The organism is Martinezella paranaensis (assembly GCF_014200235.1).
GTDB classification, from domain to species: Bacteria; Pseudomonadota; Alphaproteobacteria; order Rhizobiales; family Rhizobiaceae; genus Rhizobium; species Rhizobium paranaense.
Genome location: NZ_JACHBI010000001.1, coordinates 557,307 through 574,892 on the forward strand (window position 1 = coordinate 557,307; position 17,586 = coordinate 574,892).

Here is a 17,586-nt window from a genome sequence, read left to right on the forward strand (position 1 = left end):
CGGCAAAAGCGATTGGAGCACGTTGACGAGCCCATAGTCCCGCGAGACAAAAAGTGCGAAGCGGGTCAGGGCAAGGTCATGTCACATGAGATCTAGCCAACACGGATGGGGGAATACCATTCATTCAACACGGGCCGATGATCGGCGCCGGAGGGATAGATGTGGGAATGTTTACGGGGCACGGCGCCGCTTGGCGCAGGCATGCGGGGATGGCGCTGATATGACGGTTCAGCGCGTTCTCATTTTGGAAGACAATCTGATCATTGCCATGGAGGCGGAGGAAATCCTGCGTCTCATCGGGGTCAAGGAGGTGGAAATCGCCTCGAACCTCGAGCAGGCGGTGAACGCAATTCATACGGAGCGTTATGATTTTGCGATGCTGGACGTCAATCTGGGGGAGTCGATGAGTTTCGGCTTTGCCCGGTTGCTGGTAGAGCGCGGCATCGCCTTCGGTTTCGTCAGCGGCTATCCTGATACGCTCGATTTCCCGCCGGACATGCGGCATGTGCCGTTGCTCAACAAGCCTTTCGACGAGGCCGCTATGTGGGCATTCGTCGACAGGCTGGCATCGGTGGACGACCCATCAAGCAGCCAGCCCTAAAGTCTGTCGCGCCAAAGTGTGTAGCGATTTTGCGATCGCGGCGCGCTCTCGCTGATCGTCTGACATGTGACAGCGCCTGCCGTTTGTCCTAAACTCGAATCACGACATTCTGTGGGACGAACCGGCCGATGCAGTGGCAGGATCAGGCGATCATCTTGGGCGTCAAACGCCTCGGCGAGACCAGTGTCATTGCCGAGGTGATGACGCGTGATCGTGGCCGGCATATGGGATTGGTGCGCTCCGGCCGGTCACGCGCCATGCAGCCGGTGCTACAGGCGGGCAATCTGGTCGAAGTGACCTGGCGGGCGCGGCTGCACGAGCATCTCGGCGAGTTCCGCATGGAGCCGGTACGGTTGCGGGCGGCGCGGCTGATGGAGACGGCGACCGCCGTCTATGGCGTGCAGGCCATGGGCGCAGTGCTCCGCCTGCTGCCTGAGCGCGACCCGCATCCACATCTCTATGATGCGCTGAACGTCATTCTCGAAAACCTGCAGAACCCCATGGACGCCGGTGAACTTTTCGTCCGCTTCGAGTTGGCGGTGCTCAACGATCTCGGTTTCGGCCTTGATCTGACCGAGTGTGCGGCGACGGGCGTGCGCGACGATCTCGCCTTTGTGTCGCCGAAAACCGGGCGTGCCGTTTGCCGTGCCGCCGGTCTGCCCTGGGCCGACAAGATGCTGGCGCTGCCGCCGTTCCTTGCCGCCGGCGCCGTCGAGGCGGCGGATGGGGAAAGCCTCGCTGCTGCCTTCCGCTTGACCGGCTTTTTCCTGCATCGCCATGTCTACGAACCGCGCGGCATAGAGATCGCAGCCGCGCGCGACGGTTTCATCCAGGCCGCGTTGAAAGCGCTGAATGCGGCCACCTTGGAAGCGCCGCAGGAGCGGCCGACCATAGCCGCAAAAAGATAGAGCATGATCCCGACCGCGCGCGGATGGGATCATGCTCAAAATATGATTCGGAGCTGAAAGAGCGATCGCTTCAAATAGCCATGTTCGATGCTGCCGACATCACCTCTCTTGGGGCGGGGACGCCGAACATATGACGGCCGGCCTCTTCGACTTCCGTGAAGCACCAGCGGATGACGCCATCCCGATCAAGCAGGAATTCGCCGACAAGCTGGCCTTCACCGGTGGCGATCATCCGCTTGTCATCCTCGGTGACTTCATAGCCGTCCGCCTTGTCGAGGTATTCCATCGCGGCGATCGGATTCATAGGTTCTGGGAGCTCGCCCGGCATATCGATGCGCATCGACATCACCGCATCCATGCTGACCTTGTGCGGCCAGTTATTCTCGGCTTCGGTGAACTGAATATTCGGCAGGCCGAAGGCCTTGTGCGATACCCGCTCCGGATCGGAGGCGGCCAGCAGATTGGGAAGCGGATGATATCGGAAGTAGAGGCGGGCGCGGTCGATCGGCGTATTAACGACGGTCAGGCTGTCGATGCCCTTTTCCTGCAACGCATCGGTGAGTTCGGCCATGGCGGCGATCTGCCGGCGACAGAAGGGGCAATGCAGTCCGCGGAACAGCCCGACAAACACCGGTCTCTGGCCGCGAAAGTCGTCGATGGCGATCTTGCCCTGGCGGGTGATCGCATCCAGCACGACATTCGGTGCGCGATCTCCAGGCTGCAATGGTCTTTCGGCGTGGTTCTCCTGCATCTTCATTCCTCCCTCTATATGCTTGAATAGATTCTCCCACTGGTTTTCCGGCGATCGTCACGATAGGGACGGTCAGTCGAGAAACGGCAATACGACGAGTGTGCCCGGATCGAGGTTGTGGCGTGTGCACACATCCTGTGCCAGCGTGAAATACCGTTCCGCCTCATCCATGTCATCATGTTCAAGGCTCAGCGTCGCCAAGCCATCATAGCACGGAAAGAGCAGTTGCGGCTCGTCAATTTCCTTAGCTACCTCAAGGGCTTCCTCGTAATACTTACGGGCTAGCTTCGGCTGCCCGTGGCATTGATGAATCTGCGCGAGGACGATCAAGGGCACGGAGAGATGGTCGCGCTGATCGAGCGCGCGGTCGATTTCCACCGCCTTCTCCGCTGCCGGCACACCCTCGGCGGCGCAGCGGTCGGTAAAGGTGCAGCAGGAAACGGCGAGGTTGGCAAGAAGGCGCGCCTGGAAGCCGAGATCGCCGATGCGGGTCGCCACTTCCAGCCCGCGCCGGCAGACCTTGATGGCGTTGGCCGGATCGACAATCGTGTAAAGCACACCGAGATTGGAGTAGGCGCGACAGGCGGCACTTTGCAGATCGGCCTTTTCGGCAACAGTGAGGCTGCGCTCCACTTCCTGCACGGCATCGCGACGGCGGCCGAGCCGCGCAAGTGCTGCGCCTTTAGTGTTCAGCGCCTCCGCCATCGCGCGCGCTGCCTCTCGTCCGGCCTCGGTCGTTCCGTCGATGGGCAGCGTTTGCAGCCGTTGCAGGGCCTGCGTCGCCCATTCTGCGGCGGCGGCCTGGTCGCCCATGCGGAAGGCCAGATGGCCGCGCTCCTGCAGGAGATGTGCATGCTCGACCGGCGCATCGATCGTCGCGATCATGGCTTCGGCTTCAGCACAATGCGCCTCGGCCTGATCGCGGCGCCCCGCTTCGTGGTGCAGTCGGCCGATCTTGCGCAATATCCTCGCCGCCGCGATCCGATCGTCTCCGGTGCGATGCATCGCCAGCGCTCGCTGATAATGATTCAAGGCGGCGTCGCGGTGACCGGCCGGGCCGCAGAGATCGGCAAGACGCTCCAGGAGCGCCAATTGCTCCGGCGCCACCCCAGGCTCGTTCGCGAAGGCGGCAAGCGCCTGGCGGTAGAGGCGCATCGCGTCATCATTGGCGTAGGTCTTGCGTGCCAGATCGCCGGCGGCCATCAGATAGCTGGCCCCCTTCGCCTTCTCTGTGGTGAGGCTGAAGTGATGGCCGAGCTGGGCCAGATGCTCGGGCCGGTCGGGTGCTGCGCCATATTGGCGTTCCAGAACCCCGCCGATCCGGCGATGAAGCTCCATGCGCCGTTGCTGCAGGAGATTATGGTAGATGACGTCGTGCAGCAGGGACTGGCTGAAACGATAGGTGGGAGAAGCACCGGCATCAGGCCCGCGCAATTCCTCGATGATGTTGGCATCGCAGAGATAATCCAACCCGGCATCGATGGCAGCCGGATCGCTGGCGACGGTGCGGAGCAGGGCGGTGTCGAACTTCGGGCCGACCACCGCCGCCTCCTGCGCCAACCGTCTGATTTCCTGCGGCAGGCGATCGACGCGGGCAAGCAAGAGGGCCTGCAGATTGACCGGAATATCGACATCCGTATCTTCCGCCGCCACTTGCCAGCGCTGACCGTCATTGTGCAGCCTGCCCATATCGATCAATCCGCGAAGAATCTCTTCGATGAAGAGCGGATTGCCGCCGGCGCGCTCAAGGATGCGCTTGCGCATCGCGACCGGCAGCTTGGCATGACTTTCCCCGAAGAAAGCGGCGAGCAGCTTCTGCCCGTCGGCTGCGTTGAGCGGGCCAAGACGTTGTACGGTGACGCTGACGCGATTGGAATCGAGCGGGTCGATCTGCGATGTCGGCCGGTAGATCGCAAGCAGCATCAGCCGGCTGCGTTCCAGCCGATCCATCATGAAGCGAAGCACTTCCAGCGAGGCGGCGTCGGCCCAATGTAGATCCTCGATCACAAGCAGCAGGGGACCCTGCGCCAGCCGCCGCTCGAAGACGGTGCGGACCGCATAGAAGATCTGCCGCCGCAACTGTTCCGGCTCGATATGCCGCAGCGCTCCGCTGAGGTCGCCGAGGCCGAGGACGTGCAGAAAGAGCGGCAAAAGCCCGTCAATATCCTCCTGCGTGAGATCGAGTGCGCGAAATCCCGTCGCCAGCAATTGTCGTGTCCTGTCGAGATCGTCCCGCTCGCCGATGCCGTAGGCGCTGCGCACGACCGCGGCAAGCGTGCCGTAGGACTGTTCGCCGAGGGGGGAGCAAGTCGCCTTGCGAATGGCGAGGCCCTGGTAGCGAGCTGCATTGCCGGCTATGCCGATGAATTCATTGACAAGCCGCGACTTGCCGATACCCGCCTCGCCGATAAGGCGGACAAGCTGTGCCGCACCGCCACAGGCAAGGTCGAGGCAGGTCAGCAGCCGCGACAATTCCGTATCCCGTCCGATCATCGGCGCCTGAAGGCCAAAACTCTCGAGCCCGCGCGCCGTATGCGGCGCTTCCAGTGGTCCCGTCAGCCGATGGACAAGCACATTGCCGCTTTTGCCGCGCAAGGCTTGGGCGCCGAGGCTGTCGAAGGCGAAGGCATGGCGGGTGAGGCGGTAGGTTAGCGGCCCGACGAGGATATCGTTTTCGCCCGCCATGGATTGCAGACGTTGGGCGGTATTCACCGTGTCGCCTGTCACGGAATAGGATTTGGTGCTGACGGCGCCGAACCCGCCGGTGACGACGGGGCCGCTATTGATGCCGATATGCAGGCGCAACGGCACGCCGGCGCGCGCTTGCCAGCGCTCGCCGACCTGCGTTGCCCGATCGATCATGTTGAGCGCGGCATTGAGCGCCCGCACCGGATCGTCTTCATGAGCGACCGGCGCACCGAACAGCGCCAGCAGCGCATCGCCGACGAATTTGTCCACGAAGCCGCCATAGGCCTCAACTGCCTGGGTCATCTCTTCGAACAATTCGTTCTGCAGCACCCGCATGACTTCGGGGTCGATCTGCTCGCTCAGCGTCGTGAAGCCGCAGAGATCCGCAAAAAGCACGGTCACCGGCCGCCGGTCGGCATCGTCCTCGGATTTTGCCGGTGCAGCCTCGATGGTCGGCTTGGCTGCGGGTGGGGCTTTGTCGGAAATCGCGCCGCCGCATCTGGGGCAGAAGGCAAAATCAGGCTGGCAGGGATAGCCGCAGGCAGCGCAGGAGATAGGCTGCTTTGCGCCGCATCGCGGACAGAACGCAAAGCCGCTTTGAATATCGAAACCGCAGCCGGCGCACTCCATCGGACGCACCTCGTCAAACCCCGTGCGCCACGGCCGGTTCAGCCGCAACCGACGGGTTCAAAATGAGCGATCAGCATGCGCCTGCTACCTTGGGTCCGCAAGCTAAACAAACGGTGGAACGACTATCGCCGCTTGAATGCCCAGCCCTCCGGCCGCTCCTCGATCACAGTCACCGTATCGCCGATCTTTACCGAGCCTTCGCCGCGCGGCACGGCGTTCCAGCCGAAGAGCGGGCCGGGGACGCGGCGGTCGGCGGACATGCGGACGCGGCCCATGGCAGGCATGGGGTTCGGTACCTCGCGCGAACCGGTCTTCTGGTCCTGCGTCGTCATGATGCAACGGGCGCATGGCTTGACGAGATCGAGGCGAATGCCGCCGATCTCGATCGCCGCCCAGCGGTCCTCCGGCCATTCTTCATCGCAGTCGATAACGATGTTGGGGCGAAAGCGCTCCATGCCGACCGAACCTTCGCCATGGGCGGCAAGATCGGCATTGAGCGCCTTCAGCGAGCCGGTGGTGGTGATCAGGATCTGGTATCCGTCGGTAAAGGTGACCGGCGTGTCACTGCCGGCCCATTCCGGATTGGCGACGCGCTTCGCAAGCCTGTCAAAGAAGACCATCTTGACGTCGCGACCGAGCGAGGCGGACAGCGCGTTGTTTGTCTCCTCATCGGCGACGGAAGCGTTGACCGTCGATTTCCAGACGACGACATCCATGCGGTGGTCCGGGTGCGGCGGTGGCACGATGATGTCGGCCTTGCCCTCCATTTTCAGGCGCAGATAGGAAGGACCGGGCTGGATGTCGATGCGGGCAAGATCCTGCATTTCGCGTTGCGTGATGAAATGGCCTGATGGTTCGACCAGCATGGCGCGACGATCGCCGATCAGGCCGAAGGCGTCGATCGTGGCGGATGGAATGGCAATGCCGCGCGCGCTCTTGAGCGGATAGATGAAGAGATCGCTGACCTGCATGAATAGCCCTCAGATTTCGTCGATGAACATTGCCAGGATCGTCTTCAACCGATCATGCCGCTCGCCGGCAAATTTCCGGCCGGTTTCGGTCTGGAACCCGTCCGCCAGTTTGAACAGCTTTGTCTCGAAATGGTCAATGGCGAAGCGCTTGTCGTCGAGCGGCCGCTCGGTGGCAAGCGGGTCGAATGGATCGTAGAGGCCGGAGCCCAGGCGGCCCGCAATATAGAAACAACGGGCAGCGCCGACCATGCCGATCGCATCCAGCCGGTCGGCATCCTGCAGCATTTTCGCCTCCAGCGTTTCCGGCGGAATATTGGCGGAGAAGCTGTGCGTGATGATGGCGTGCGCTACGGCGGCGATATCTTCGCCAGCCCATCCAAGCTCCCTCAGGATGCCGGAAGCCTTTTCGGCCGCCAGCCTCGATGCCTGGGCGCGATGCGGCGAATTCTTCTCCACCGCGACGCAGTCATGCAGCAATACCGCGGCGGCGAGGATGCGGGCATCGCCGCCTTCTTCAGCCTGGATGGACATGGCATTCTTGAAGACCCGCAGGATGTGGGCGACGTCGTGCGAGCCGTCGTCGCCATCAGCCGCATGTGGAATGAGCTGCGCAGCCAGCGTTTCGAACGGGGCGAACGCCCGCGCCATACTGTTGATATCCATCTTCGGCCCCATGTCGGAATGATCTGTCGGAATGATCTCGTGCGTTCCTACCGAGCACAGAGATTCGCCGCAATCATTCCGTCGCTTTCTTGCCGGTCAGGACCTTTTGGTAGAACAGGCCGATGCCGATCAGCACCGCGCCGAGGCCGATGAAGGATAGCGCCCGCAGGAAGCCTTCGAGGTTTGACATGTCGATCAGAAAGACCTTCACGACAGCGACGAACACCAGCGCGGCCGAAGCGATACGCAGGCTGCGAGCTTCGAGACGCGCTCCTAGCCAAAGAAGGGCGATGCCGATCAGCAGCCAGACGACGGAATAGGAATAGACTTCCCCCTGGATGAAACCGTTCCAGAACGGGATGTATTCGCCCTGCCAGAAGCGGCGCACCGACAGCGTCGCCCAGGCAAAGGCCATAACCGCGCCGGCGACGGCCAACATCGTCACATAGGGCAGGGGCCGCTTGCCTCGGGCATAAGCCGCCAAGCCGCCATAGGCGATCGCCGGCAGAAGATAGCCGAGCAGCAGCAGATTGAAGAAAGGAATCCGACCCGTGCTTTCACCTGTCATGAACGGATTGAGCCCGATCAGATGCAGCGTCAGGATCAAAGTAACAGAGAGGACGCCGAGCGCCATTCCGCCATAACGGAAGACGAGGCTCGATGCGCTGAGATCAAGCGCCATCAGCGTCGCGGAGGCGCCAATTGCCAGCAATGTGTAGATCGATTGTTCGCCGAGCGTCGGAACGTTTGCATTCAAGACGCCGCCGTTCATCGCATGGCGCACCAGGATGGCGATGGTCAGCAACACCAGGAAGCTCGCAAGCGCCTGCAGAGCATTGCGCAGCCTGAGGTCTGGCGAATGGCGAACCTCGAAGGCAGCCCAGACGGCGAGCACCGCCGGGATACCGTAACCGGCAAGCAGCATATTGAATATCGGTGTCGTGCCGAGCTCGCCCGGATCGACGATGGTCGGTTGCCAGGCAATGCGCCCGAGGGTGATGATCAGCGCCGCGACCATCGTCCATGGCAGGACTGGCCAGGAGCGGGCGCGCCCGGCGAGCAGAAAGGCCATGCCAAGCACGGGCAGCAGCATCGTTGGAATAGCGTCATGAGCAAGCGTATGCAGGGCGAAGACCAAGGCCGCGAAGGAACCTGCCGCCAAAACATTGGTCGGCAAGGCCATGTTTTCCGCGGATCGGCGATACTGCAATTCGGCGAGTGTTATCAGGGCGATAGCAAGCACGATGCCATAGAGCCCATGCAGCGAGTCACGCGTCCAGTTGCCGAAGGTGACATAGCTGATCACGGCGATCGTCAGCGGCGTGGCAACCATGATGACGCTCCACAGAGCCGCAAAGGGCTTCTCGCTTTCGCCAAAACGCTTGAGAAAGAAGAAGCCGACGATGACGAAAACCGCGCCGAGGCCGAGACCGTCATAGACGACAAGGTGGGACAAGGCCGGAACGATCTGCGCTACATTCAGCTCCGCACCGATCTCCGGCTGCATCAGAGCGAGGAACATGCCAAAGCCGGCGGCGAGGGCCGACAGAATTGCAGCCCAGGCCGCATGCACACGGCTGGCCCCGAAGGCGGCAATAGTTGCAACAATTGCCGCAAAGTGGAAGGACGCGTCCGGCAGCGGGTAGGCGTACAAAAGGCTGTAAGCCAGGAGAGACAGAGCCACCACGGCGCTGCCTACGGATGCCGTCAGCGTCATTCCAAGCGGCGCGCGCGCCAGGAATGTTGCCCAATGGCTGGCCGGTGATAAGGCCGGGCGTTCTTCGATCTCGTCCGACCGGACAGTGCTTTCCTCACTCGTTGCGGTGACTTCATAGCGTCCCGGCCAAATGAAAATCGTGCCGGCCATCATTGCCAGCATGGTCAGGGTAACCGGCGCCAAGTCGACCACTTCGCTGTTGAAGATGTAAAGCAGCGGCCAGATGCTGAGTAGGGCATTGGCAAAGGAGGGTACGGTGTGCCAGCGGCGCAGCCGCGAGGCGGCGATGGTGGCGAGCCAGGTGAAGACGAGATAGCCGAAGAACGTCCAGGGATTCGGCGCCGCTGGCGCGACGAGCACCGGCGTGATCATGGAAGCCAGGAGCCCGAGACCTGCAAGCGCTTGCCCATGCAGCAGCGACAGGCCAAGCGTGGCGAGCGAAATCAGCCCCAGGAGGACGAAGGCGGTGGCCGGTCCGATGAAGCCGTAAATGCCGTGGGCGGCATAGGTTGAGCCGAACAGCGCGACGACGCCCGCCGCCGTCAGCACGCCAGGGATCATCGCGTTCTGGAAGGTGTTGGCCAGCACAGGTTCGGAGCGGCGCCGGATAATTTCGCCGGCAGCGACGAGCACCAAGCCGAAGATCGCGGCAAGCACCAGCCGCACGGCGGGGCTGAGCAGACCGCTTTCGATCGAATACTTGACCAGGAAGATGCCGCCGAGCGCCAGAGCAATGCCGCCCACCCAGACAGCCCAACGGGCGCCGATGGTGCTCTCCAGGCTTTCATCCTCCCGGGCAAGGGCTGGGGCGACTACATCCTCGGTTGCTTCCAGGCTGCCGCGTGCAGCGAGAGCAGTATCTTCCTCTTCCACCGCAGGTTCTGCGACTGTTTCAACGGATGATTCCGTTGCGCTTTCGGAGGGCTGAATGGCTTCTTCAGTAGGCTCTGCCGCTGTTGCTGATTCGCGCACACCAACCGCCAGCACTTGGCCGGCAAGCGCGTTTTGCAGCTCCAGAACGCGGCTTTCCAGCCGTTGTAGCCTTTGGTTGTAGCTGCGCAGGATCAAAATGCCCACGACCACAATCACGATCAGCAGCAGTTCCGTCATGTCCCCTCCATGGGCTTCTGTCGCCACATTATACGAAATGAGCAGGACAGGAAGGGTAAGGCGGTCGATTTCCTCTATGATTCCAGGCGATTACCCGAGGAGAAGTGGCACGCGCTGCACCGCCCACCTTCATCATTCTATTAGAAAATTAGGATTCATAACTCGCAAACTATTGTTAATACCCATTAACAATTCGTCTTTACCCGCGCGGCAAATCAGCCTATCAACGCCAATAGTTAACCAGAACGTATTGCGTACAAACGACGTCGCATGAGGCGGCTCCTGACCCTAGGAGGTTTGTATGTCCCATGTATCTTCCATATCCAACAGTACCTATCCTTATCGCGGTACGCTTTCGCGGCTCGATGCGAATGGCGACGGTGTTTTGAGCCAGGAAGAGCGCGAAGCCGACGAGCGCCCGGGTATTCTCGAAACCGATGCAGTCGATAGCGGTAGCGCGAATGGCGCAATGGGCAGCCTGATGGCAAAGCTCATGCAAATGCCCACCGGTGGCGTGATGACGGGCGAAATGTCTCAGGCCAGCAGTGCTTTCGACCTCGGTACGCTGACGCCGATGGATGCCTATAACAGCACTTACGGCCAATACGACACGGATAGCATGGCCGCCTGAGCGGCCGTCTTTCCCAAATTATCGCAACGGCCCGCTGGACAATGGCGGGTTGTTTTGCGGTTTGGGCCTGCTCATTTCTCTCTTCGCGGGAACACCCGACCCTGTGATGCGTTGCATTCACGACTCAAACGGGAGGAATGCTCCATGAGATCTATCCTTATTGCTGCGGCTCTGACCTTGGTGGCGGCTCTGCCTGCGACCGCGCAGGACAAGCAGACGGCAATTGCCAATTTTGTCGGCCTCGACGGCAAGCAGGCGGGACGGGCGGTCCTGACTGAGGGGAAGGCGGGCGTTATGATCGAACTCGACGTTTCCGGTCTGCCGGCCAATCGCTGGGTTGCCTTCCATATCCATGAGAACAATCATTGCGACCATACGCACGGGTTCGAATCGGCCGGCGGTCATTTCAATCCTACCAATGCCGAGCACGGCTTGCTTGCGGCTAATGGCCCGCATGCCGGCGATATGCCCAACCAATATGTCGACCAGGACGGCAAGCTCAGGGCGCAAGTCTTCAATGGCATGGTGTTGCTGGACGGCAAAAGCGGCATTCGCGGCCGAACGCTGATGATCCATGCGGAGTCGGATGATTACCGCAGCCAACCCGTTGGCGGTGCTGGTAAACGGCTGGCTTGCGCGGTCATCGAATAACCTTGCACAGAGGTGATTCGCCCATTCGTCGGGAACTTTGCCAAGCAGCGGTTGTCCCTCGTTCGCAGAGGCTCATCGCCAATATGATTCGCGGCCTGTCAATTGGGGTTAATAGTCAATTGACAACTATCTTTGACCGTCTTCGAAAATCGGCTATCCCAATTGCCATTTCAACGAGCGTACTGCGTCTCACCGAAAACGCCCGACGGCGTTTACTCCAGGAGATTTGGATGAGTGGTATTTCTTCAGTTGGAAGCAGCATGAGCGCTGCCTCGTACAGTCCCCTTGATAAAAATCATGACGGCGTTGTGGACGCTCAGGAACTGCAGGAAGCAGCGCAATCCGGTCTTCTGTCTGCAAGCGTTCTTGCCGACGAAAGCAGTGACGACAGCAGCGATTCGAGCGCTACGGATGCCTTCTCGGGCAATCTGGCGTCCATGCTGCTGCAGATGCAGCAGAGCAACGGTAGCGGTGGTCAGACCGCTACGAATTCGTCCACCGCCGGCACATCGTCTACGGGACAAACTTCCAGCGGCACGAGCGACAGCACTACCACCGGCAGCAATTCCAATGAGAACGCGTTGGAAGTCTTCATCCGCGAGATGGAGGCCTCGATGAATGCCTACCAGAATACCTACGGTCAATACGCTCCTGATTCGTCCGACAGCGTTGCCGCTTGATCGGCCGTTTCGCAAGGACTGCAAATGGACGGAGATTGCGCGAGCGCAGTCTCCGTTTTCATCTGACGCCGATGTCCGGCGACAGCGACAGGACGAAGGGCGCATTGCCGTCCGCATCCGCACCACGGCCGATCGCCTTGACGGCGTCGACGAGCCGGCCTTTGCGGTCAAGCATCTGGTCGCCGATCATAATCAGCCGTGTATTCGGCGTCGCATAGGGCGAGGCGGTGCGCAGGAGATGGACAAGCGCCAGATCGTCCGTTTCGGGATGGACGGCAAGCGCAGCGATCAGCGCCGCCGCCGGGGATCGTGACACGCCCATCCAGCAATGAATCAGCAGCGGCGCGGTGCGGTCCCAGCTTCTGGCGAAATCGATGATGTCGTGGACATGCGTCTCCTGCGGAGCGACGAGATCGCCGGTGCCGGCAAAGCTGATGTCGTTCATGCCAAGCAGCAGATGCCGTTCCGCCTTGATCACGGCCGGCCGGTGAAACGTTTGTTCCTTTGCCATCAGGCTGATCATTTCGGATGCGCCGTGACGAACGGCCATTTCTGCGATGCGTGCCAGCGGCGATACGACGATCGTGGTCATGCGTCGGCTCTCACGGCGGTGCGTTCGGCCTCGATCGCCTCGAAGCGCGCCAGGAAAAGCCGCTGCGCTTCGACCGCCGGCATCGGCTCGATCGGCAACATCTCACGCGTGATGCTGCGCGGTTGGCCGAAGAATTTGCGCGCTTCCTGCGGGGTGAAACCGGCAAGCAATGTCGCTTCGAAATAAGCGGAAACCGTATCGGCCTTCTTGATCTTATCCTTCAGCTCCGGGCTGCAATGCGGCGGCAGAGCAAAACGCCTGTAGATGGCGGCCTCCAGGCGCTTCTCCACCACCTTATAGTCCCCGCCGACCACGGATTTGAACGGCGAGATCATGTCGCCGATGACATATTCGGGGGCATCGTGCAGCAGCGCCGCCAACATCTCGTCCGGCGTCGCTCGATTGAGATGGCGGAAGATCGTCTCCACCACGAGACTGTGTTGCGCCACCGAAAAGGCATGATCCCCGGAGGTCTGCCCGTTCCAGCGTGCCACGCGGGCAAGCCCATGGGCGATATCGCTGATCTCGACGTCGAGCGGCGAGGGGTCGAGCAGATCCAGCCTGCGGCCGGACAGCATGCGCTGCCAGGCGCGCGCGGTATTGCCGGCTGTCATGCCGAAGCCTCATCGGTCTGCGTGGGGAAGGAGAGGCCGGACCACGGCGGTAACGTGAGCGAAACTTCGCGATCCGCCGCCAGGATCGGCGTGCCGGCCGCCATAGCTTCACCGGCGCGGTCGATGCGGACGATGGCGAGGCCCTTGGCGCCATCAATGGAACCAAGTGTGCCGATCGGCTTGCCGCTGGCGGTCAATTCGGTACCAGTGGCTGGCAGATCGGCACCACCGGACACGATGACGACCCGCCGCCTTGCGGTGCCGCGATGTTGCATGCGGGAAACCACTTCCTGCCCGACATAGCAGCCCTTGCGGAAGCCGAGGCCGCCGTTGATATCCATCATCACATCATGCGGAAAAGCGTCCTGCAGGGCGAAATCCGGGCCGGAAACGGCGATGCCATTGGCAATGCGCAGCGTCCTATGGAGCGTCTCGGCGTCGTCGCCGTGCTGGCCGGGAGTGCGCGTCAGCGTGATCCCTGCCTTGGCGAAACGGCTATCCCTATGGCTTTCGGCCGTATTCTCGTCCCAGGCGACGGTGACGCCTTCGGTGTCGATCGCAGCGAAATCGACCGGTGCGCGCAGCCGGTACATGGTGAGCCGCTTCAAAAGGCCGTCTCGCTGTTCCGCGTCGGTCTCCAGCAGAAAGCCCGGACCATCCCGCCAGATCATGAAGTCGAACAGGATCTTGCCTTGCGGCGTCAGCAGTGCGCCGGGACGAGCCTCGTCCGTGCCGAGCGAGGCGAGATCGGTAGTGATGAGATTGTGCAGAAAAGACTCGGCATCCGCGCCGGTGACGCGGAGAAAGGAGCGATCTCTGAGGAATACGGCTGGCATTGTGGACCCGCTAATTTGCCCTGTCGCTCAGAGGTAAGGCCTCTGGTCGGGAACCGCAAGTTCTGCGTCCGGATCATTCGCCCGAAGTAAAGAATTTCCATCTACCATCGGGCGTGATGCCGACGCGGTAGAAATTATAGCCGCCGAATTCCAGCATGTCGGAGTAATCGCCGGCGGTGACGATGCGCATCAGATCGACCTTCTCAGGCGCGGTCAGGGACTTGATGTCTTTTTCGGCGAAATAGGGCCAGACATACATTTCATCCGGTGTGCCCTGGCCGGTATGGGCAAAACCGGTCGACATGATGTCGAGCAGAATGGAGAGGATCTCGATGCCGTCGGGGTCGCCGGAAAGGTCATGCAGCGTCTTGATCGGGTCTTCGGTCGGATCATCCGCCGTCACCTGCGTCTGCTTGAGGCCGCCACCGACATTCATCAGTGGACGCAGACGCTCGAGATCACCGGAGGCGGCCGCCTCGACGATCGCTTCGCGCAGCTTGCGTACCGGCTCGGGCGCCTTGCTGATATCGAAGAGAATTTCCGCCTGTTTGCCGCCATTCGAGGCATTTCCGGATGCGGTGCCGCCGCTCTGTCCAGCCTGGTTGTTGACCAGCGGATCGGGCATGGGAATTGTTTTCGAGGGCGCCTCCAGCGCCTCTTCGACCGGCTTGTCATTGCGCTGCTGCGCAGATTTCCCGGCGACGCCCGGCTGGTTAGCCGACGGATTGAGCTGGGAGAAGGCAAGAGCCGGCAAAGGGAGGGCGAGGCTGCCGAAAAACATGGTCGCTACGGCAAGCGAGGCAATGGAACGTCGAAACTCATTGCCCGGTACGGTGTGCATAGGGATCTCTGGCTGTTATTGCAGGGTGCGGTTCGGAGAGAATTCACCAGCAAGCATGCGGTCCCTAAGTGATTCGAGCAAGGCTTCCGCGCCCTGTTCTCCTTGAATGCGAATAGTCTCGCGAATGGCATGGGCAATTGCAGCGTCGGCGATGATTTCCGGCTCGATACCATCAGCCATGCCATCGGCCCAGGCCTCGTTCTGGTATTCCAGCGCCGCCTGCCTTTTTTCGTGGACAATCATGTCGTCGATGTCGTTCAGGCTTGGTTCCATTGTTTCGTTCCTCGAGACGTCCATGTCCTTACCGCTTGATTAACGACTTTATCAGCCTTTTCCTAAAACGACACGGCTCGGCACGAAAAGGGGTTAATAAATCGTCAATTTCCAAAGCGAGCGGTTATTTCTGCGGCAAGTGTTGCACCTTCGTTACGGTATCGCTCCTCTGCCACGATGGCCTGCGGCGTGCAATCCGTGTAAACCGATGCGAAGGATCTATATCCTCGGTTGAACGAGGCGGTCAGTTTTTCCCTGCGTTTCGGCTCGTCTTTCGTCTCCGTGTCGAGCAGACGCTGCATGTCGGCGCGCCAGGAATCCTCTTTTCCGGTGTTGCAGAGATTGCGCAGATAGTGGATCGAGCCAAGAATTTCGGCGAGCCGCGACAGTTGATCGTCATAGGGCGTCGGCCGCTCGGCATCGCCGGTGTCGCTGGGCGCCTGCACCGCCGGAACAGCCGCCGTCGGCTGCGCAAAGGCCGGAAATGCGGCCGCAAGCGCGGCGCAGATCGGAAGCAGGTTGATGAGGCGGCAATGATTCATACGCCTAGTTGATATGGCAAGAGTGACGGTAACAAGGCGAAAATGCCACTTTCCACGCCGTTATTGCTTTGCATCGTTAACGCGGGAGCCCCGGAAGCCTCATCGGGTTCGAGCCATCGTCAGCCGTTCGGCGCATTCGAGCACGCTCGCCGGAACGGGCAGGGCGCGGATATCTTCGAGAGAATACCAGCCGATCGCGGCGGCATCATCGGCAGCCTCGACAACCACATCCGCGTCGGCATCGACCAGAAAAACCGACAGAACGAAATGACTGACGAGCCTCCCATCTGCTGCATGGCTCCTGAGGTCGTAGGTCTCGAACAGGCGGGGGTTTCGGGCGGTGATTCCGGTCTCTTCCCAGAACTCCCGCAATGCTGTTTCCGCCGGCATCTCGCCATCTTCGGCGCGCCCGCCGGGAAAGGCATACATATCGGCGGATGGCGGATTGCGCCGCAGCACCAGCAGGAACCGGCCGTCACGTTCGAGGATGGCGGAAGAGGCGGGGCGAGGAATAGAGATCATTGGGCCAGGTTTGGTTCAGATGAGGATATCGGGCGACGAATAGGCGTGCGGGGGCTTTCAACTCCATAAGATAGGGCCCTTGTCGTCCGAGAGGGAAGCCCTTTTACTCGCAAATGAGAATGGCGGCGATTCGGGTCCGCCAACCAGGCCGCCGAAATCATGATGACCTATGGACTTTACGCGCTCGCCGCGCTGGCCGAAATCGCCGGCTGTTTCGCCTTCTGGGCATGGCTGCGGCTGGCAAAGCCGATCTGGTGGCTTGCTCCAGGCCTAGTGTCGCTGGCACTTTTTGCCTGGCTGCTGACGCTGGTGCCGAGCGATGCGGCGGGTCGCACCTTTGCCGCCTATGGCGGCGTCTATATCGTCGCCTCCATTCTCTGGCTGTGGCTGGTCGAAGGACGGCCGCCGGACCGTTGGGATCTTTCCGGCGCGGCCGTTTGCCTTGCAGGCGCAACCATCATTCTCTTCGGCCCTCGCAACTGACCTTCACCTTGACCCGGCGCCTTACGGGTGCAACACAAGCTGCATGTGCGGACGATTTGCATTGACGGAAACGGAGAAGAAGGTACGGGAATTGCTCGGTTATCTCGAGCACGAAGACTTTCCCGCGCGCTTCAACATTGCCCCGACGCAGCCGATCCTGGTCGTCGTTTCAGGCGATCGGCAGGAGCGGGGCAGCAATTTGCCGGATCGCCGCGCGCTGCTCGTCCGCTGGGGTTTTACGCCGGCCTGGGTGAAGGATCCCAAGGAGTTTCCGCTGCTGATCAATGCCCGGGCGGAAACCGCGATTGGCAAGGCCTCGTTCCGGGCGGCTATGCGTCATCGGCGCATCCTGATTCCGGCGTCGGGATTTTATGAATGGCATCGCCCGTCGAAGGAAAGCGGCGAGAAATCGCAGGCCTATTGGATCCGTCCGCGCCATGGCGGCGTCATCGCCTTTGCCGGCTTGATGGAGACCTGGTCATCGGCTGATGGTTCCGAAGTCGATACCGGCGCGATCCTGACGACGTCGGCGAACCGAACAATGCGTCCCATTCATGACCGAATGCCCGTTGTCATCAAGCCGGAAGATTTTACGCGCTGGCTCGATTGCAAGACGCAGGAGCCGCGTGAGGTCCTGGATCTGATGGTGCCGGTTCAGGAAGATTTTTTTGAGGCGATTCCGGTTTCGGACCGCGTCAACAAGGTCGCCAATATGGGGCCGGAGCTGCAGGTGGCGGTAACAATCGAACCTCTGGCCAAGCCGTCGAAGAAGCCGGATCCCGGCGACGGCCAGTTGAGCCTCCTCTGAACGGCATTCATTCGAATCGGCGCTGCCATGAACCCCGGTGTTCAACCAGCGGGGTCATTGGCAGATGCTGCAAG

The 17,586-nt window shown here is 61.1% G+C and carries 19 protein-coding genes; 7 read left to right on the forward strand and 12 right to left on the reverse strand.

Annotated features, from left to right (window positions below; translation table 11 throughout):
* The first annotated feature begins 85 nt into the window (after positions 1–85).
* On the forward strand, positions 86–601 hold the full coding sequence (locus GGD50_RS02730) for a response regulator (protein WP_245407443.1): 516 nt from the start codon (positions 86–88) through the stop codon (positions 599–601).
* Positions 602–729: 128 nt separating this feature from the next.
* Positions 730–1,509 (forward strand): DNA repair protein RecO, encoded by a 780-nt coding sequence (gene recO / locus GGD50_RS02735; protein WP_107107577.1) that lies wholly within the window; start codon positions 730–732, stop codon positions 1,507–1,509.
* Between the two features lie 70 nt (positions 1,510–1,579).
* Here recO and GGD50_RS02740 read toward each other — a convergent pair whose 3' ends face one another.
* The 5 genes from GGD50_RS02740 to GGD50_RS02760 form a co-directional block, all read right to left on the reverse strand.
* On the reverse strand, positions 1,580–2,260 hold the full coding sequence (locus GGD50_RS02740; protein ID WP_107108103.1) for a peroxiredoxin-like family protein: 681 nt from the start codon (positions 2,258–2,260) through the stop codon (positions 1,580–1,582).
* A 72-nt stretch (positions 2,261–2,332) separates the two neighbouring features.
* Positions 2,333–5,578 carry an adenylate/guanylate cyclase domain-containing protein gene (locus GGD50_RS02745; RefSeq protein ID WP_107107578.1) on the reverse strand — a complete coding sequence of 1,082 codons (3,246 nt, stop codon included), beginning with the start codon at positions 5,576–5,578 and terminating at the stop codon, positions 2,333–2,335.
* 122 nt (positions 5,579–5,700) lie between these two features.
* Positions 5,701–6,549: an MOSC domain-containing protein gene (locus tag GGD50_RS02750; RefSeq protein ID WP_107107579.1), complete on the reverse strand. Its 849-nt coding sequence runs from the start codon at positions 6,547–6,549 to the stop codon at positions 5,701–5,703.
* Positions 6,550–6,558: 9 nt separating this feature from the next.
* The gene (locus GGD50_RS02755) at positions 6,559–7,212 is read right to left on the reverse strand and encodes an HD domain-containing protein (protein ID WP_181316027.1); all 654 of its coding nucleotides are present in this window, start codon (positions 7,210–7,212) and stop codon (positions 6,559–6,561) included.
* A 73-nt stretch (positions 7,213–7,285) separates the two neighbouring features.
* Positions 7,286–10,039 (reverse strand): DUF2339 domain-containing protein, encoded by a 2,754-nt coding sequence (locus GGD50_RS02760; RefSeq protein WP_107107580.1) that lies wholly within the window; start codon positions 10,037–10,039, stop codon positions 7,286–7,288.
* A gap of 301 nt (positions 10,040–10,340) precedes the next feature.
* Here GGD50_RS02760 and GGD50_RS02765 point away from each other — a divergent pair, with 301 nt between their 5' ends.
* The 3 genes from GGD50_RS02765 to GGD50_RS02775 all read left to right on the forward strand — a co-directional run bounded on the left by GGD50_RS02765 (position 10,341) and on the right by GGD50_RS02775 (position 12,001).
* Positions 10,341–10,670 (forward strand): hypothetical protein, encoded by a 330-nt coding sequence (locus GGD50_RS02765; RefSeq protein WP_107107581.1) that lies wholly within the window; start codon positions 10,341–10,343, stop codon positions 10,668–10,670.
* Positions 10,671–10,814: 144 nt separating this feature from the next.
* Positions 10,815–11,321 (forward strand): superoxide dismutase family protein, encoded by a 507-nt coding sequence (locus GGD50_RS02770; protein WP_107107582.1) that lies wholly within the window; start codon positions 10,815–10,817, stop codon positions 11,319–11,321.
* A gap of 230 nt (positions 11,322–11,551) precedes the next feature.
* On the forward strand, positions 11,552–12,001 hold the full coding sequence (locus GGD50_RS02775; RefSeq protein WP_107107583.1) for a hypothetical protein: 450 nt from the start codon (positions 11,552–11,554) through the stop codon (positions 11,999–12,001).
* A 58-nt stretch (positions 12,002–12,059) separates the two neighbouring features.
* Here GGD50_RS02775 and GGD50_RS02780 read toward each other — a convergent pair whose 3' ends face one another.
* The 7 genes from GGD50_RS02780 to GGD50_RS02810 form a co-directional block, all read right to left on the reverse strand.
* A complete protein-coding gene (locus tag GGD50_RS02780) occupies positions 12,060–12,593 on the reverse strand; it encodes a tyrosine phosphatase family protein (protein WP_107107584.1) in 534 nt (177 codons plus the stop codon).
* Entirely contained in the window at positions 12,590–13,207 is a 618-nt protein-coding gene (locus tag GGD50_RS02785) for a YfbR-like 5'-deoxynucleotidase (protein ID WP_107107585.1), read from the reverse strand. The genes GGD50_RS02780 and GGD50_RS02785 overlap by 4 nt, the downstream gene beginning before the upstream one ends.
* Positions 13,204–14,043 (reverse strand): CAF17-like 4Fe-4S cluster assembly/insertion protein YgfZ, encoded by an 840-nt coding sequence (gene ygfZ, locus GGD50_RS02790; protein ID WP_107107586.1) that lies wholly within the window; start codon positions 14,041–14,043, stop codon positions 13,204–13,206. The genes GGD50_RS02785 and ygfZ overlap by 4 nt, the downstream gene beginning before the upstream one ends.
* 73 nt (positions 14,044–14,116) lie before the next feature.
* Positions 14,117–14,884, reverse strand: coding sequence for a hypothetical protein (locus tag GGD50_RS02795; RefSeq protein WP_107107587.1), 768 nt, complete (start codon positions 14,882–14,884; stop codon positions 14,117–14,119).
* A 15-nt stretch (positions 14,885–14,899) separates the two neighbouring features.
* Positions 14,900–15,157 carry a hypothetical protein gene (locus GGD50_RS02800; protein ID WP_028753410.1) on the reverse strand — a complete coding sequence of 86 codons (258 nt, stop codon included), beginning with the start codon at positions 15,155–15,157 and terminating at the stop codon, positions 14,900–14,902.
* Between the two features lie 104 nt (positions 15,158–15,261).
* Complete coding sequence (locus GGD50_RS02805) at positions 15,262–15,699, reverse strand: TIGR02301 family protein (protein WP_107107588.1); 438 nt, start codon at positions 15,697–15,699, stop codon at positions 15,262–15,264.
* A 99-nt stretch (positions 15,700–15,798) separates the two neighbouring features.
* On the reverse strand, positions 15,799–16,221 hold the full coding sequence (locus GGD50_RS02810) for an NUDIX hydrolase (RefSeq protein WP_107107589.1): 423 nt from the start codon (positions 16,219–16,221) through the stop codon (positions 15,799–15,801).
* 162 nt (positions 16,222–16,383) lie between these two features.
* Between GGD50_RS02810 and GGD50_RS02815 the strand changes: the two genes are divergently transcribed.
* Together GGD50_RS02815 and GGD50_RS02820 are read left to right on the forward strand one after the other, a co-directional pair.
* The gene (locus tag GGD50_RS02815; RefSeq protein WP_107107590.1) at positions 16,384–16,704 is read left to right on the forward strand and encodes a YnfA family protein; all 321 of its coding nucleotides are present in this window, start codon (positions 16,384–16,386) and stop codon (positions 16,702–16,704) included.
* A 43-nt stretch (positions 16,705–16,747) separates the two neighbouring features.
* Positions 16,748–17,512 (forward strand): SOS response-associated peptidase, encoded by a 765-nt coding sequence (locus GGD50_RS02820; protein ID WP_107107591.1) that lies wholly within the window; start codon positions 16,748–16,750, stop codon positions 17,510–17,512.
* Positions 17,513–17,586 lie beyond the last annotated feature (74 nt).